Annotated in this window: 11 protein-coding genes; 6 read left to right on the top strand and 5 right to left on the bottom strand. The window is 68.7% G+C overall.

The features are described from left to right. Nucleotides 1-107 precede the first annotated feature (107 nt). Both ACIBSV_RS36720 and ACIBSV_RS36715 read left to right on the top strand, forming a co-directional pair. A complete protein-coding gene (locus ACIBSV_RS36720) occupies nucleotides 108-623 on the top strand; it encodes a DUF6042 family protein (RefSeq protein WP_395870927.1) in 516 nt (171 codons plus the stop codon). Between the two features lie 190 nt (nucleotides 624-813). Further along, complete coding sequence (locus ACIBSV_RS36715) at nucleotides 814-2157, top strand: IS630 family transposase (RefSeq protein ID WP_395870925.1); 1344 nt, start codon at nucleotides 814-816, stop codon at nucleotides 2155-2157. 25 nt (nucleotides 2158-2182) lie between these two features. Here ACIBSV_RS36715 and ACIBSV_RS36710 read toward each other — a convergent pair whose 3' ends face one another. The 5 genes from ACIBSV_RS36710 to ACIBSV_RS36690 all read right to left on the bottom strand — a co-directional run bounded on the left by ACIBSV_RS36710 (nucleotide 2183) and on the right by ACIBSV_RS36690 (nucleotide 4833). Beyond that, the gene (locus tag ACIBSV_RS36710; protein WP_395870923.1) at nucleotides 2183-2890 is read right to left on the bottom strand and encodes a tectonin domain-containing protein; all 708 of its coding nucleotides are present in this window, start codon (nucleotides 2888-2890) and stop codon (nucleotides 2183-2185) included. A 545-nt stretch (nucleotides 2891-3435) separates the two neighbouring features. Next, on the bottom strand, nucleotides 3436-3645 hold the full coding sequence (locus tag ACIBSV_RS36705) for a hypothetical protein (protein ID WP_395870921.1): 210 nt from the start codon (nucleotides 3643-3645) through the stop codon (nucleotides 3436-3438). Between the two features lie 113 nt (nucleotides 3646-3758). Beyond that, entirely contained in the window at nucleotides 3759-3968 is a 210-nt protein-coding gene (locus ACIBSV_RS36700) for a hypothetical protein (RefSeq protein ID WP_395870919.1), read from the bottom strand. A 306-nt stretch (nucleotides 3969-4274) separates the two neighbouring features. After that, nucleotides 4275-4478, bottom strand: coding sequence for an MbtH family protein (locus ACIBSV_RS36695; RefSeq protein WP_395870918.1), 204 nt, complete (start codon nucleotides 4476-4478; stop codon nucleotides 4275-4277). Nucleotides 4479-4554: 76 nt separating this feature from the next. Then, nucleotides 4555-4833, bottom strand: coding sequence for a DUF5132 domain-containing protein (locus ACIBSV_RS36690; RefSeq protein WP_395870916.1), 279 nt, complete (start codon nucleotides 4831-4833; stop codon nucleotides 4555-4557). Between the two features lie 757 nt (nucleotides 4834-5590). Here ACIBSV_RS36690 and ACIBSV_RS36685 point away from each other — a divergent pair. The 4 genes from ACIBSV_RS36685 (at nucleotide 5591) to ACIBSV_RS36670 (ending at nucleotide 16766) form a co-directional block, all read left to right on the top strand. After that, a complete protein-coding gene (locus ACIBSV_RS36685) occupies nucleotides 5591-6730 on the top strand; it encodes an acyl-CoA dehydrogenase family protein (RefSeq protein ID WP_395870914.1) in 1140 nt (379 codons plus the stop codon). A gap of 4 nt (nucleotides 6731-6734) precedes the next feature. After that, the gene (locus ACIBSV_RS36680; protein WP_395870912.1) at nucleotides 6735-8276 is read left to right on the top strand and encodes an amino acid adenylation domain-containing protein; all 1542 of its coding nucleotides are present in this window, start codon (nucleotides 6735-6737) and stop codon (nucleotides 8274-8276) included. Next, a complete protein-coding gene (locus ACIBSV_RS36675; protein ID WP_395870910.1) occupies nucleotides 8260-8544 on the top strand; it encodes an acyl carrier protein in 285 nt (94 codons plus the stop codon). Before ACIBSV_RS36680 ends, ACIBSV_RS36675 begins: the two co-directional genes overlap by 17 nt. Nucleotides 8545-8984: 440 nt before the next feature. Further along, nucleotides 8985-16766, top strand: a complete 7782-nt coding sequence (locus ACIBSV_RS36670) for an amino acid adenylation domain-containing protein (RefSeq protein ID WP_395870908.1) — start codon at nucleotides 8985-8987, stop codon at nucleotides 16764-16766. Nucleotides 16767-16774: the final 8 nt, after the last annotated feature.

The raw sequence follows: 16774 nt of genomic DNA, 5'->3' as shown, positions 1-16774 counted from the left end.
GCCCTGACGCCCAGGCGGCGACGTCCGTGTTCGCAACCTGTGGCATTCGGCGCCCCGCCCCCGCTTCCCGCCCGGGCCGTCGGGATGTCCCAGCCGTCCGCCGGTCGATGCTCGCGGGGTCGACCACGCGCCGGAACGGGTGGGAGCGGGTACTGCCCCGCCAGGTGATGTGGCTTCAGATGGTCGTGTCCACTGCGACCGTGGAGGGCCTCGAAGGCGACCTCGATACCGTCGTTGGGCTCCTGCCCGGGCTCTTGGAGAGCCGGTCGATGACGCTCGACAACGACCTGCGGTGGTGCGACGAGGAAGACCTCGATGACGAGGAGGACCCGGTGGCCGTGGAGGCCGATGGGCCGCCCGGTTCGCCGCCTCCCTGCCCCGAGGGGGTACGTGTGCCGGTCACGATTCGGGACCTGGCCGACACCCTCGACCGGCTCGGCGTGTTACCGCGGACCGACACCGCCTGCGGCGGCCGCGTCCGGCGTACCCCGGACCGGCTTCCGCACGCACTGCCCGACAGGACAGCCATCGGTCCGCCGAGCGTCGTGGCAAGCAGCCCGAGCCGGTTCCGTCGGGAAGTGGCCACCCTTTCGGGGGACTTTGCCCCCCGTTTCCGTGACTAGTGCGTTGACCACGAGAGTTCGCCGGGTCTGGTCGGGCGGCTTTGGGTCGTGGGCGGCCCCAGCGCCGGCGTTCGCCGCGGACTTTGGCGCGTTCGCGGCGTAGCGTGTCACCAAACCCGGCGAACGTTCGTGTTCAACCCCCTAGTGTGATGCGCCAGAAATCCTGAGGGTTAGTAAGTACCCTGTTGTCATGTCGCATTCGGGGCCTTCTGCTGTGGCGATCACGTTGTCCGAGGCCGAGCGTGTCGAGTTGGTGCGCCGGACGGAATTGCCGCACCGGCGCTCGGCCGAGAAGGCTCGCATCATCCTGGCGTGTGCTGACGGCATGTCGAACGCGGGTGTCGCGCGGCTCGTCGGTGTCCAGGCGAAGACGGTCGGCAAGTGGCGTCGGGCTTTCGCCGCGGAGCGGATGGCCGGGCTTGAGGACGCCGGCTGGATCGGCCGGCCGAAGGCCGACCTGATCCTCGACGATGCCGAGCGCAGGCAACTGCAGCAGTGGGCGCGGCAGGCCAAGACCGCCCAGTTCCTCGCGTTACGGGCCAAGATCGTGCTGCGCTGTGCGGTGGGCGGGACGAATCAGCAGGCCGCGGCCGACCTCGGCATCGACAGGTCGACCGTGGACCGCTGGCGGGCCCGGTTCATCGCAAAACGCCTCGATGGTCTGCAGGACGAGCCGCGCTCGGGCCGGCCGCCTTCAATCCTCCTCGACCGGGTCGAGGAGGTCGTCGTGGCCACCCTGGAGTCACTCCCGGGCCAGGACACGCACTGGTCACGGGCCTCGATGGCCCAGCGCAGCGGCTTGTCGAAGTCGACGATCGGGCGGATCTGGAAGCGGTTCGACCTCAAGCCCCACCTGCAGGACTCCTTCAAGCTGTCCACCGATCCGCAGTTCGTCGCCAAGGTCGTCGACGTCGTCGGCCTGTACCACCACCCGCCCGAGAAGGCGGTCGTGCTCTGCGTCGACGAGAAGAGCCAGATCCAGGCGCTGGACCGGTCCCAGCCGGTGCTGCCGATGATGCCGGGCATGCCCGAACGCCGAACCCACGACTATATGAGGCACGGCATCACCAGCCTGTTCGCCGCCTTCAACATCGCCGACGGCACCGTCATATCGGCACTGCACCGCCGCCACCGGGCGATCGAGTTCAAGAAGTTCCTGATCCGGATCGACAAGGCGGTGCCCACCGGGCTCGACGTCCACCTCGTCTGTGACAACTACGCCACCCACAACACCGCCGAGATCCGGACGTGGCTCGGCAAACACCCCCGATTCCACGTCCACTTCACCCCCATCGGGTCCTCCTGGATGAACCAGGTGGAGCGGTGGTTCGGCCTGCTGACCGACAAACTCATCCGCCGCGGCGTCCACAGGTCCGTGAAGGCCCTGGAGGACGACATCACCGCATGGATCGACACCTGGAACGAAAACCCGCGGCCCTTCACCTGGACCAAGACAGCCGACGAGATCCTCAACTCCCTCGCCGACTACCTCACCAAAGTCGGAACCACCGGCCAGAAAACAGAGCAGAACTAACCCTCAGGATTTCTGGCGCATCACACTAGCCGAGTTGGTCTCCGGTGTAGCGGAAGATCGCGTTGCCGGAGTTGACTCCCCAGACGTTGCCGTCGATGCCGGCACCGATGTCGCTGAGGGTTCCGGGGATCTTTACCCAGGGGTTGGCGTCGTGGTTGGTGAAGCGGTAGACGCTGCCGGCGGAGTCCAGGCCCCACACGTTGCTGCGGGAGCCGGCGGAGATCCGGACCAGGCTTCCGGTGATCTTGACCCAGTGGTTCGTCGAGGCGTCCTGGTCGCCGATGTAGCGGAAGATCTCGTTGCCCTTGTTGACTCCCCACACGGTGCCGTCGGCAGCGACGCCGATGTCGCTGAGGACGCCGGGGATCTTCACCCAGGGGTTCTTGTCGTCGTTGGTGTACCGGTAGATGGAGCCGGCGGAGTCCAGGCCCCACACGATGGTCCGTGACCCAGCGGAGATGCGCACGAGACTGCCGGGGATCTTGACCCAGTGGTTCGCGGTCTCCCGGTCGCCGATGTAGCGGAAGATCTCGTTCCCGGCGTTGACGCCCCATACCGTGCCGTCGGCCGCGGCGCCGATGTCGCTGAGGACACCGGGGATCTTCACCCAGGGGTTGTTGTCGTCGTTGGTGAACCGGTAGATGCTGCCGGCCACGTCCAGGCCCCACACGATCGTGCGCGAGCCTACCGAGATTGCCGTGAGACTACCGGTGATCGTCTTCCAGTCGGCCATGCCCAAACCTCCCCTTGATGACGGACGTTGCACCGGATACCTATGGAGTCCACGCCCCGACCAAACGGTCCGGTCGTCGAATGGCCGGAACGCTCGCCTCGGGCCTGCCGCCCACCACCCGATCACTCCAGGTGCACGACCCGACACGGGAGGACACCCCCGGTGGGGCTTGGCCGAAAGCCCTGTCCCGCGAACGAGGGACTGGACATCCCCACCTCATGTGTGCCTCCCACCGAGCCGCCCGGACAGCCACCAACCCGTACGGCCCGGCGCACCGCCACAACCACCGACCGGAGCGGTCCCGCGTCAACCAGCGCCGGGAACGGACGGTGCCGTCGGGGATTTTCTTCAACCAGGCGGTCGACCCGCCCGCGAGAGTGCCCTTGAGCGAAACCACCAACACCGCACCGGGCGCGTACTGTTCGACCCCCACATCGGGGACGCGCGGAACCGAGGCGGTCGCGATCAGTGGTCGTACGGGGCGTTCGGCTCCCATCCGTGGGCGCCGTCGGCCAAGACGACGTCGGGGGTGAACCCGGCGGCCTTCAGCGTTCGCGGGCGGAGTCGACCAGGTGACCGGTGTGGTCGACCGTGCTCACGTTCCCGGCCCCGACGAGCCGGCACGGCAACGCGGTGTTGTAGCCGCTGCCGGTACCGATCTCCAGGTGCGGGAACTCCGTCGGGTGGGGCGTGTTCGGCGTGGACGCCGTCGACCTCGGTGATGAGCGACTCCCCCCGAATACTCCGCGTCCCACCAGACCCCGCCGTCGACGGACTCGTCCGTGTCGTCGGCGCGCCACGGGGCGAAGCGTCTGCGAAGCGTCGGAGGCGCTCCGTGGAGGGTGAGGGCTCTCACCGTCGGTGCGGGTCAGAGCGTTTCGAGGCCCAACTTGGACAGGTACACGGGGATCCTCGCCACCGTCCTTCCGGGAATTGTGGTTGTCTGCAGGGTGCCTTGCGCCAGATCTCGCACGAGGACCGTGTAGGTGCCCCGATCGTGTACGAGTTCAACCGCATACAGCACTTCCGCAGACGTGCCGCCCGCCGCGTCTGCAGCGTGATCTTGCTCTTCAAACATGTCCGTCGATTCCTTCACAGCCTCGTCCGCGTCGAGAGGCCGACAGTGCCTGCGCCCGAACCTCCAGCGGTGCACAGGGCCGACCGCATCAATCCCGGCCACCGTTCGCACGTAAGGCAGTTCCGCATCCACCGCCCGGGCATGACGCGACTGAGGGCACGATGTCCGGCGACGCGGAGGCAGCCATGTTTCGGTGGTCCCATCCGTCCGCGCGCGATGTCCGGGTTGTGCCCATGCGGGGGTCGCCGCCGCCTGTGCTTGGTCGCGCCGAGTTCGAAGCGGACGCCCACCGTTGTCGTACGGGCTCTACCTCGCCTCGGCGAGACTCCGCGGTCGCATGTCCGTCCAGGTGTGCTCGATGTAGTCCAAGCAGGCCTGCCGAGCGTTCTCCGTGTAGGCCGTCGTCCAACCGCGTGGCACCTCGGAGACGGCAGGCCACAAGGTGTGCTGGCCTTCGTCGTTGACCAGCACCACGAAGCGGCCGTTCTCGTCCTCGAACGGGTTCGTCATTCTCGTTCCTCCCGCGATCCGGTTGGGGATGCGCCGGCAGTAGGCGCGCTCCTCGACCCGTGCAGAGGGTGAGGCCTCAACTCTTTCCGCCGGCGCCCGCGGTAGCCGCGACAGGCCGGGTCTTCGTGCCCTTGGCGTCGGCCTTCTCGTCTTCCCGCAGTTCGGCACCGAACCTCTCGGCGGACGCCTCGGCAGCGAGGTCGTGGAACTCCTCACTCGCCTGGCGGGCGGCCTTCTTCACCTCCATGACCAGGTTGATGGACGTCTTGATGGTTCCCTGAACCAGCGGTTTGACGACGCGCTTCGCCACCGGCGCCAATACGAGACCCAATAGGAAAGGAGGGAGGGCAGTCATGGCTGTAATCTCTCTGCGTGTGGTCGACGGACGGATCGCGGCCGTACAGTCGAGTGCGACCTCGCAAAAGAACCGGCACTCGTGGACGGACTGGCGTCCTCTTTTGAGTCGAACAGTGACGGTCCCGTACGGCCGGTGAACCCACGCTAACCGACGCGCGGACGCCTCTGTCGATGAATACAAGAAGCTTCACTCTTACGGGTGCAATCGCTATTGCGGTGAGCTTGTTAATCGCGCGGCCGGGACTGCGGCAGCGTCCCCGCGCTCTGGTCACACCTATTCCGGCAATCCCCACCGCCGGATGACGCCCAAGCGGCGCCATGGGCACGTCTCTCGACAGGAAACGATCACTCGAAGGCGCAACGGGGCGCAGGGCGTGCGCCAAGGCCGCACGTGCAGGCGGTCGTCCACGGTGCCCGCCGACCCGAGCCGGCCTGTCCGGCCGGGCGACTGGGGCGGTGCCGAATGCGACCGGGTACGCAGCACATTCCCAGCGAATCTCCAAACGAAAGTCCCGCAAAAAAAACTACAAGCGTTTCATATGTGAGTTTGGTGCACGAGTCCGGAGGAGTGTGGAACCGCCCGTGAACGGAGGAAGGTCTTCCGGTTCGCTTACAAATTCACCTCTTCGGAGGACAACGCGAACGACCATTTGGATCGCGGAACAAGCTCTGCAAAGCTCGTAATCCATGGACCGTAGTTCCGGCCGCTCGCGATCGGTGAGCGTGAGTGGCAGACATCGAGAGGAGAGCGGCGCGTGGATTTCGCGCTGACCGCCGAACAAGAGCTGATGCGCAAGGAAGCCGGGCGGTTCGCTCAAACCCAGCTCGCCGCGTCTTCATCGGGCACAGGCCGACCGTTTTCTCGTGAATTATGGCGCCGTTGTGCCGAATTCGGTGTACAGGGAATGCCGTTTCCCGCCGAGTACGGCGGCCAGGGCGCCGACCTGGTCACCACCGTGCTGACCTTGGAGGAACTGGGGTACGGCTGCCACGACAATGGGCTGCTGTTCTCGTTGGGCGCGCATATGTGGTCCTGTGCACTGCCGATCTGGCGCTTCGGTGATGCCCGGCAGCGGGATCGGTATCTGCCCTCGCTGTGCGACGGTTCGGCCGTCGGCGTCCAGGCGGTGACCGAGGTCCGATCCGGGTCCGACGCACTCGCGGTGCGAACGACGGCGCGAGCCTGCGGTGACGACTACATCCTCGACGGGATCAAGACGTTCATCACCAACGCACCCGTGGCCGACGTCTTCGTGGTGCTGGCCCAAACGGGCAACGTGGGCGATCTGGGCGGGCTGTGCGCGTTCGTGGTGGACCGGAAGCAGCCGGGCATCTCGGTGGGTGAGCCCGTCGAGAAACTGGGGTTGGCCTCGTCTCCCATGAGCGAGGTGATCCTGGACGACTGCCGGGTACCGGCGGCGGCAATGCTGGGCGGCCGGGGTGCGGGCATGACCGTCTTCAACACCACGATCGAGTGGGAACGCAGCTTCATCCTGGCCACCGCCCTGGGCACCATGCGCCGCCAGTTGGAGGAGTCGATCGCGCACGCGCGCGCCCACACACGTTTCGGTGAGCCGATCGGCCGAAACCAGGCCGTCGCCCACCGCATCGCCGACATGCGCGTGCGGCTCGACGCCGCTCGACTGCTGTTGTACCGCGTGGCCTGGCTCAAGGACGAAGGCAAGCGCACGAGTCTGGAGTCCTCCGTCGTCAAGCTCTTCCTCAGCGAGGCCCTCGTCGAGTCCAGCATGGCGGCGTTCACCACCCACGGTGCCGACGCCTACATGTCCGGTGCCGCACAGGAGCGCGACGTTCGCGACGCTCTGGCAAGCCGTATCTACTCGGGCACATCCGACCTCCAACGCGTGATCATCGCGCGAATGCTGGGGCTGTGAACGCATGACCGACCTCCTGCACCAACTCCTGCGCGAGAGCGCCGCCCGTACTCCACACGCCACTGCCGTGATCGACGACGCCGGCGTCACCACCTACGCCGAGTTGGACCAGCGCGCCAACCAAGTAGCCCACCTGTTGCGGTCCCAGGGGGTCCGACCCGGCGACCGTGTGGGACTGCACCTGCCCCGGACCGCCGATGCCCTCATCGGCGTCTACGGGGTGCTCGCAGCCGGGGCCGCCTACGTCCCGCTGCCCCCGGGCGTTCCGGCATCCAGGCTGCGCACCATCGTGATCGACGCCGGCATCCGGATCATCCTGGCGGCACACGAGGACACCGCCCGAGTGCGAGCGGATCTCGGCGGGCCCGACTCTCCACTGACGGACGTCGTAGCCCCCCGGGCCGCCGCCGAACTGTCCGGTGAGCCCCCGCAGATCCCGGTGGAGCCCGACGACCTCGCCTACGTCCTGTACACCTCGGGCTCCACGGGAGTCCCCAAAGGTGTGATGATCTCGCACCGCAACGCCATGTCGTTCGTGGACTGGGCGGCACGGGAGTTCCGCGTCACCGGGGAGGACCGGCTGGCCAACCACGCGCCGCTCCACTTCGACCTGTCGGTCTTCGACGTGTTCGCCGCCGCGTGGGCGGGTGCCGCCGTGGTACCGGTGCCTCCGCAGGCCGCCGCCTTCCCGACCGTGCTGGCCGACTTCGTCCGCGAGCAACGGATCACCGTCTGGTACTCGGTGCCGTCGGCGCTCAACCTCCTGGTGTCGCGAAGCGGCCTGCGTGCCGGCGACCTGCCCGCATTGCGCCTGGTCCTGTTCGCGGGCGAGGTCTACCCCCTCCCGCAACTGCGGTCGGCCCTGGGGACGCTGCCCGACGCATGTTTCTACAACCTCTACGGGCCGACCGAGACCAACGTGTGCACCTACTATCGCGTGCCTCGGCCGCTCCCGGCGGACTCCGCGGCCCTGCCCATCGGGATCCCCTTGCCAGGCATCGACCTGTGTGCCGAGACCGACGACGGCCGCCTGGCCGGGGTGGGCGAGACGGGCGAGCTGTGCGTCCGCGGAACAACGGTCATGCGCGGCTACCTCGGCGACCCGGCCCGCACCGCGCACGCACTGCGCCCCGTCGTCGACGGACCGGGGATCCCCACCTATCACACCGGAGACCTGGTCACCCAGGACTCGGACGGCCGGTGGCACTTCCTCGGACGGCGGGACTCCCAGATCAAGACCCGCGGATACCGGGTCGAACTCGGCGAGGTCGAACGAGCGTTGGCCTCGCATCCCGCCGTGCTGGAGTGCGCCGTCGTCGCGGTGCCCAGCGAGGAGTTCGGACACCTCATCGCGGCGTTCGCGGTGTTGCGCGAAGAGGTGGCGACCGCCCGATTGACGGCCCACTGCCGCACCGTGCTCCCGAGCTACATGGTCCCGTGGCGCATGCGGACCCTGCCCGCCCTGCCCAGGACCACCACGGACAAGATCGACTATCGGCGGCTCAAGGCCGACGCGGAGGAGAGTGCTCATGCGGGACATCGTTGACCTGGTGCGGACGTTCATCGTGCAGGATCTCGGCTGGGAAGGACCCCGGGCCGACCTCACCGACGACCTGCCCTTGATCGAGAAGGGCATCCTCGACTCACTGGGCCTGCTGTCCTTGGTCACCCACTTGGAGGACAGGCTCGGAATCCGAGTCGACGACCGGGACATGGTTCCCGAGAACCTCGGCACGCTCAGGTGCATCGACCGGTTCGTCACCCACAAACTGGACGCCGCGACCCGGGACCGGAACACCCCGGCGACGACCTAGCGCGTGTCCGTACGGCGCCGGGAGGCATCGCCGGACCGCGGCTCGTCATCCGGGCACCGGTCGGGTCCGCGAACACGGTGCTGTTGATCCGAGCAGCCGCGGAGCGGCCCGGGAACCGGCAAATCCGGAGACGACCCGCGGCGGACCGTGTCGAGCCGCCTGCGGTCGCCACCCGAGCGGACGATGTAGATCTTCATTCCTTCGAATGGCAGGGCCGTCGAACGACCGGAACAGGGGCTCGTCGCCGGCACGATGAATGCATCACCCAGGGCCCCGCCAGGCGGGTTCGCCTTTCAAAGCGCGTGAGGTTCTCGTTCGTCTCCGGCCGCCCGCGACGCATGCCGTCGCGGAAGGCCCGACTCCTTGGCATGCCCTCGACCGGTCGAAATGTCGCCCGCACGAGCGCGGAGGAGCTCTCAGGACATTGCAGGAGGTTGCCCGTGTCCCGCCGTAACTTTGCCGTTCTGCGTGATCCTTCCTCGGAGCCGAACCCCGGTTGCGCAGCCGGACCTTCGGCCGATGTTCTTCCGGTCACCGCGGCGCAACGGGAAATCTGGCTGGCCGAGCAGCGTTCTCCGGAAGCGGGCGCAGCGCTGCGCGTGGGCGAGTACCTGGAGATCGACGGACCGATCGACCCTGGCATGTTCGAGGCGGCGCTGCGTGTCGTCGTGGCCGAGACCGACGCACTGCGGGTGCGGGTGGTTCCGGGCGAGGGTGGGCCACTGCAGATTTTGGAACACGAACTGCCCTGGGCCCTGACGCTGGTCGACGTCGGCGACGAGCCCGATCCGGACGGCGCCGCACGGGCCTGGATCGCGTCGGACCTGGCTCAGCCCATGGATCTGGCATCCGGTCCGCTGTTCGGTTTCGCCCTGCTCCGGATGGCATCGGATCGCTTCTGGTGGTTTCACATGTATCACCACGCGGTCATGGACGGGTACGGCCTGTCCCTGGTGGCGCGACGGACCGCTGCGGTGTACACGGCTCTGGCACGCGGGCAGCACGCCGGTCCCAGCCCCTTCGGCCGGTTGTCGGCCCTGGTCCGCGCCGACCAGGAGTACCGCGCGTCCGACGAGTGTGCCACCGACCGCAGGTACTGGGCGGAGCGGCTGTCGGGCTGGTCCCCCGCGGTCACGATTCCGCCTCGCCAGGGGTTCACGGCCGAGGAATACAGCTGCGGCGAGATCGAGCCCGCCGAGAAGGCACCGGTCTTCGGGCACTCGGTGCCGGGGATGGCCCGTAGGACGCGGGAGCTTCCGCTTCCGCGGGCGCTGCGGGCGGCGGCCTGGCACGCCAACCTCCCCCCGAACCGGTTCGTGGTCGCCGCGGTGGCGCTGTATGCGCATCGGCTGACGGGCATGGAGGACGTCACGGTCGGGCTGGCCGTGGCCGGCCGCCTGGATCGTGCTGCGCGCACGACGCCCGGGATGCTGGCCAACGGGGTTCCCGTACGGCTGAGCGTACGGCCCGACATGGCGCTCGAGGACTTCCTGGTCCAGGTCGACGAGCGAATGCGAGAGGCGGTGACCCACCAGCGCTACCGCGGCGAGGACCTGCCCCGTGACCTCGGTCTGCCGCGCGGCGCCGGCGCGGTGTTCTCACCGGTGGTCAACCTCATGGGCTTCAACTACGACATCACCTTCGCCGGTCACCCGTGCACCGTGCACAACGTTTCCGCGGGGCTGCTCGCAGACCTGATGATCGCGGTGTGGGACCGTCGGAACCACACCGATCTGTGCCTGGAACTGCGCGCGTTGCCCCAGGTGTACGGCGACGCCGACCTCGCGGACCACCAGGGGCGGCTCCTGCGCCTGCTGGCGAACATGGCGGGCGCCGATCCCACGCTTCCGGTCGGCACACTCGACGTGCTGTCGGCCGACGAACGGCGCCGCATGCTCGAGGAGGGCGACGGCGGCGAGGGATGCCTCGTCGCCGTTGCGATTCCGGTGCTGTTCGAGGCCCAGGCGGCGCGCACCCCGCGGGCGACGGCACTGGTCGCCGGCGACACCGACCTGACCTACGAGGAGTTGAACGCGCGCGCGAATCGGCTGGCCCACGCATTCGTCGCCCGGGGCATCGGGGCCGAGGACGTGGTGGCCCTCGCCCTGCCACGCAGTGTCGAACTGGTGGTCTCGATCCTTGCGGTCCTCAAAGCCGGAGCCGCGTTCCTGCCGGTGGACCCGGGATATCCGGCGGAGCGCATCGAGTACATGCTCCGTGACGCCCGCCCGGCCCTGGTGATCGACGACGCGCAAGCGGTCGCCGAGTTGGCGGCGGGAGAGCCGGACAACGATCCGGGGATCGTCGTGGATCCGAGGAGGCCCGCGTACGTGATCTACACGTCGGGGTCGACCGGGCTGCCGAAGGGGGTGGTGGTCACCCACGTCGGCGTGGGAACCCTGGTCGCCGCCCAGGCGGAGCGGTTCGCGATCGACGCGCGCAGCCGCGTGCTGCAGTTCGCCTCGCCCAGCTTCGACGCCTCCGTGTCGGAGCTGTGTACCGCCCTGTCGACCGGAGCAGCGCTGGTGCTCGCCTCCACGGTCGACCCGTTGTCCGCCCTGATCGATCCGCAGCTCGGCGTTACCCACGCGACCGTACCGCCGTCCGTCCTGGCCGCGCTGTCCGAGGCGGACACCCGTGTGGCGACCTTGGTCGTGGCGGGCGAGGCGTGTCCGGCGGGATTGGTGGCGCGATGGGCACCGGGGCGGCGGATGATCAACGCGTACGGCCCGACGGAAACCACGGTGTGCGCGACGATGAGTGCTCCCCTGACCCCCGGGGATGCGGCGCCGCCCATCGGGTGGCCGATCCTCGGGAGCCGTGCCTATGTGTTGGATGCGTCGTTGGGGTTGGTGCCGCCGGGGGTGGCGGGTGAGTTGTACGTGGCGGGGGTGGGTCTGGCGCGCGGTTATCTGGGCAGGCCGGGTCTGACCGCGCAGCGGTTCGTGGCCGACCCGTACGGACCGCCCGGGACGCGTATGTACCGCACCGGGGATCTGGTCCGCCGGCGTCGTGACGGACAGTTGGAGTACCTCGGCCGTACCGACCACCAGGTGAAGGTCCGCGGACACCGGATCGAACCCGGCGAGATCGAGACGGCCCTGACCACCGACCCCACCGTCACCCAAGCCGTCGTCATCGCGCACGAGGACAGACTGGTCGCCTATGTGGTGCCGGCCGCCGGTGCCGGTGTCGACACCGGATCGCTGCGCGGGCGTCTGCGGTCCCGGTTGCCCTCGCATCTGGTGCCGTCGGTGTTCACGGTGCTGGACGCGCTGCCCTTGACTGCGAACGGGAAGCTGGACCGGGCCGCCCTGCCCGCACCCGACCCGACGACCACCACCACAACCGGCCGACTCCCGCGCAGCCCACGCGAACGCGTGCTGTGCGAGCTGTTCGCCGAAACCCTCGGCGTACCCACCGTCGGAATCGACGACGACTTCTTCGCCCTGGGCGGCCACTCCCTCCTCGCCACCCGACTCACCGGCCGCATCCGCACCGTCCTGGACACCGACGTCAACCTGCGCACACTCTTCGAAGCACCCACGGTCACGGGTCTGGCGGCCCACTTGGACGAAGCGGGACAGGCACGGCCGCGGCTGACTCCCGGCGAGCGCCCGGAAAAGGTGCCGCTGTCGTTCGCACAGCAAGGACTGTGGTTCCTTCACCGTCTGGAGGGCCCCGGCGCCACCTACAACATCCCTCTGGCGCTGCGCCTGACAGGCGCTCTCGATCGAGCCGCGCTGAAGCGGGCGTTGGACGATGTCATGGCCCGGCACGAGAGCCTGCGCACTGTGTTTCCGGAAACCGACGACGTTCCCTTCCAGCAGATCATCGGTACGTCCGCGGCGCGCTCCCCGCTCGCGATCACCCAGGTGACCGAGGCCACGCTTGCGTCGCGGCTGGCCGAAGGCGCTCGACACGCCTTCGACCTGCTCACCGAACCTCCGCTGCATGCCGAGCTGTTCGCGCTCGATCCCACCGAGCACGTGCTCCTGATCGTCATCCACCACATCGCGGCCGACGGTTGGTCCCTGGAGCCCTTGGCCCGAGACCTCGCGACGGCCTACGCGGCACGGAGGCGGAACCGGGCACCCGAATGGGAACCTCTGCCGGTGCAGTACGCCGACTACACCCTTTGGCAGCATCGACTACTCGGCGACCGCGCCGACCCCGACAGCCTGCTGAACTGCCAACTCGCCTACTGGAAACGCGTGTTGGCCGACCTGCCCGACGAACTCTCGCTCCCGCACGGTCGGCCCCGTCCCGTAGTCGCCTCGCATCACGGCGACCACGTCGACTTCGAGCTGGACGCGGAACTCCATGCGGCGTTGGCGGAACTGGCCCGCCGGTCAGGATCCAGCCTGTTCATGGTGCTCCACGCAAGCCTGGCAGCCCTGCTCACCAAACTCGGCGCGGGCAGCGACATCCCCGTCGGCAGCCCGATCGCCGAACGCACCGACCAGGCCCTCGACAACCTGGTGGGGTACTTCGTCAACACCCTGGTGCTGCGCACCGACACCTCCGGCGACCCCACCTTCACCCAACTCCTGGAACGCGTCCGCGAAACGGCCCTCGCCGCCTACGCCCACCAGGACCTGCCCTTCGAACACCTGGTGCAGGCGCTCAACCCGAACCGGACTCCGGCCCGTCATCCGCTGTTCCAGGTGATGCTCTCCGTCGACACCGCCGAAGCCGAGGCATTCTCCCTCCCGGGACTGGACACCCGCGCCGCCCCGGTACCGACCGCAACGGCCAAGTTCGACCTGGACATCGCCCTCACCGACCGGCGCTCCGAGGGCGGACGGTGCCTGGGCATGAACGGCGCCGTCGAGTACGCCACCGACCTGTTCGACCCGACCACCGTGCAGGACCTGACCGCACGCTGGGTACGGCTGCTGCGGGCCGTCGTGCACGCCCCGGAGCAGCCCCTCGACCGCATCGACGTACTGTCCGCCGACGAGCGCCACCTGCTCGTGGGCGACCCCGACGGCGGGACGACGGCGACGCGACCGCACGCGGGCACGATCCCCGAGCTCTTCCGCGTCCAGGCCCGCACCACGCCGGACGCGGTCGCGGTGGTGGCCGACGACACCACCTTCACCTACGCCGAACTGGAGACCGGGGCCAACCGGCTGGCCCACGCGTTGATCGCCCGCGGCGTCGGAGCCGAGGACGTCGTCGGCGTCGCCCTGCCACGCTCGGCGTCCCTGGTCGTGGCGGTCCTCGCGGTGCTCAAGGCCGGGGCCGCCTACCTTCCGCTGGACGCGGACTACCCGGCGGCACGCATCGAGGCCATGGTCCAGGACGCCCGGCCCGTGCTGCTGGTGACCGATACCCCCACGGCCGCCGCGCGCGGCGTCGGCACCCACACGCCACACGTGCTGCTCGATGCGCCGGAGACCGTCGAGCTGCTGCGGGCCATGCCGGACGCCGACCCGGCGCCGAGGCTGATGCCCGACCACCCGGCGTACGTGATCTACACCTCCGGATCGACCGGGACACCCAAGGGAGTCGTCGCCCGCCACACGAGCGTAGTGGAGACGGCTTGCCAGTATCGCGAACAGGTGTTCGCGCCGGCGGCGGAGAAGTGCGGCAGGCGGTTGCGGGTGGCGTTGACCGCCTCGGTGTCCTTCGACGCCTCCTGGGCGCAACTCGCGGCCCTGGTGGACGGCCACGAACTCCACATCGTCGACGCCGCCACCTGGAGCGACGCCGATCGGTTCTCGGCGTGGCTGGTGCGTCACCGGATCGACAGTGTCGACGTCACCCCCACGTACATGCGCGTCCTGGCCGACAAGGGTCTGTTCACGAACGAGCTGTGGCGGCCGAGCGTGGCCGTCCTCGGCGGCGAGGCGCTGCCGGAACGGCTGTGGCGGGAACTGCGGGCCGTGGACGGCCTGACGGCACACAACATGTACGGGCCGACGGAGTGCACGGTGGACGCGGTTCGAGCGCGGCTCGACGCCGCCGCGACGCCGGTCATCGGATCGCCCGTTGCCGGGGCACGTGCCTATGTGTTGGATGCGTCGTTGGGGTTGGTGCCGCCGGGGGTGGCGGGTGAGTTGTACGTGGCGGGGGTGGGTCTGGCGCGTGGCTATCTGGGCAGGCCGGGTCTGACCGCGCAGCGGTTCGTGGCCGACCCGTACGGACCGCCCGGGACGCGTATGTACCGCACCGGGGATCTGGTCCGCCGGCGTCGTGACGGACAGTTGGAGTACCTCGGCCGTACCGACCACCAGGTGAAGGTCCGCGGACACCGGATCGAACCCGGCGAGATCGAGACGGCCCTGACCACCGACCCCACCGTCACCCAAGCCGTCGTCATCGCGCACGAGAACCACCGCGGGGACACGCACCTAATCGCCTACGTGGTGCCGGCCCCGGGCTCCGAGACGGAACCGGCCCGCCTGAGAGCCCGTCTTCGCCGCACCCTCCCCGACCACATGGTGCCGTCGGTGTTCACGGTGCTGGACACGCTGCCCTCGACGGCGAACGGGAAGCTGGACCGGGCCGCCCTGCCCGCACCCGACCCGACGACCACCACCACAACCGGCCGACCTCCGCGCACCCCACGCGAACGCGTGCTGTGCGAGCTGTTCGCCGAAACCCTCGGCGTACCCACCGTCGGAATCGACGACGACTTCTTCGCCCTGGGCGGCCACTCCCTCCTCGCCACCCGACTCACCAGCCGCATCCGCACCGCCCTTGGCGCGGAGGTGGCCGTACGCGCACTGTTCGAGGCCCCCACCGCCGCCGAGTTGGCCGCCCGGCTCGACGCCGGCGCGCTGCCTGCCCGTGCCGCACTGCTGCCCGCGCCACGACCCGAGAGATTGCCGCTTTCGTTCGCACAGCGGCGCCTGTGGTTCATGTACCGCCTGGAGGGCCCCGACCCCACCTACAACATCCCCTTGGCACTGCGCCTGTCCGGCGACCTCGACCGGGACGCTCTGGAAAAAGCGTTGGGCGATGTCGTGGCCCGGCACGAGAGTCTCCGTACGGTTTTCCCGGAGACCGATGGTGAGCCCTTCCAGAGGTTGCTGGACACCTCTGCGGTCCGACCCCGGCTGCGTACAACCGCGGTCGACGACGCGGAACTGCCGGATCGATTGGCGGAAGCTGCCCGGTACGCGTTCGACCTGGTCGCAGAACCTCCTTTGCGCGCCGAGCTGTTCGTGCTGAGGCCGACCGAGCACGTGCTGTTGATCGTGATCCACCACATCGCGGCCGACGGCTGGTCGATGATGCCCCTGGCCCGCGACCTCACGACCGCCTACACCGTCCGCTCCCGGAGCGAGGAGCCCAACTGGGCATCCCTGCCGATCCAATACGCCGACTACACCCAATGGCACCACCGGTTGCTCGGCGACCCCGCCGACCCCGACAGCCGTCTGAACCGTCAACTCACCTACTGGACCGACGCACTGGCCGGCCTGCCCGACGAACTCACGCTTCCCTACGATCGGCCCCGCCCCGCCCACACCTCACACGACGGCGACGAAGCTCCCCTGCACATCAACGCGGAACTGCACACGGCGTTGGCCGAACTGGGCCGTCGGTCCGGGGCGAGCCTGTTCATGGTGCTCCAGGCGAGCCTGGCAGCCCTGCTCACCAAACTCGGCGCGGGCAGCGACATCCCCGTCGGCAGCTCCATCGCCGGACGCACCGACCAGGCCCTCGACAACCTGGTGGGGTACTTCGTCAACACCCTGGTGCTGCGCACCGACACCTCCGGCGACCCCACCTTCACCCAACTCCTGGAACGCGTCCGCGAAACGGCCCTCGCCGCCTACGCCCACCAGGACCTGCCCTTCGAACACCTGGTGCAAGCCCTCGACCCCACCCGGTCCCCGGCCCGCCAGCCGCTGTTTCCGGTCAAGCTGGTGTTGCAGAACACCCCGGACTACGACTTCGATCTACCGGGGATCCGAGTAAGCGAGATCGCCACGTCGACAGGAACGACGAAATCGGACCTCGGCATCAGCCTGACAGAGCATGGACATGCGGACGGCAGCCACCGCGGACTGGACGGCTTCATCCAGTTCAGCACCGACCTGTTCGACCGGGAGACGGTCGAGGGTCTCTGCGTGCGTTGGGTACGACTGCTGGAAGCGGCCGTACAGTCCCCCCACCAGCCGCTGAGCAGGTTGGCGGACGCAGCGACTCCCCTGGTCGAGGCGTGCGATCGAGGCCTCCGCACACGTCCGTTCGAACAGCGATGAGCACGGAC

It is taken from the genome of Embleya sp. NPDC050154 (genome assembly GCF_044460165.1).
Lineage (GTDB): Bacteria > Actinomycetota > Actinomycetes > Streptomycetales > Streptomycetaceae > Embleya.
Note: the sequence above shows the minus strand (reverse complement) of the source record. Positions and strands in the feature narration are given on the sequence as shown.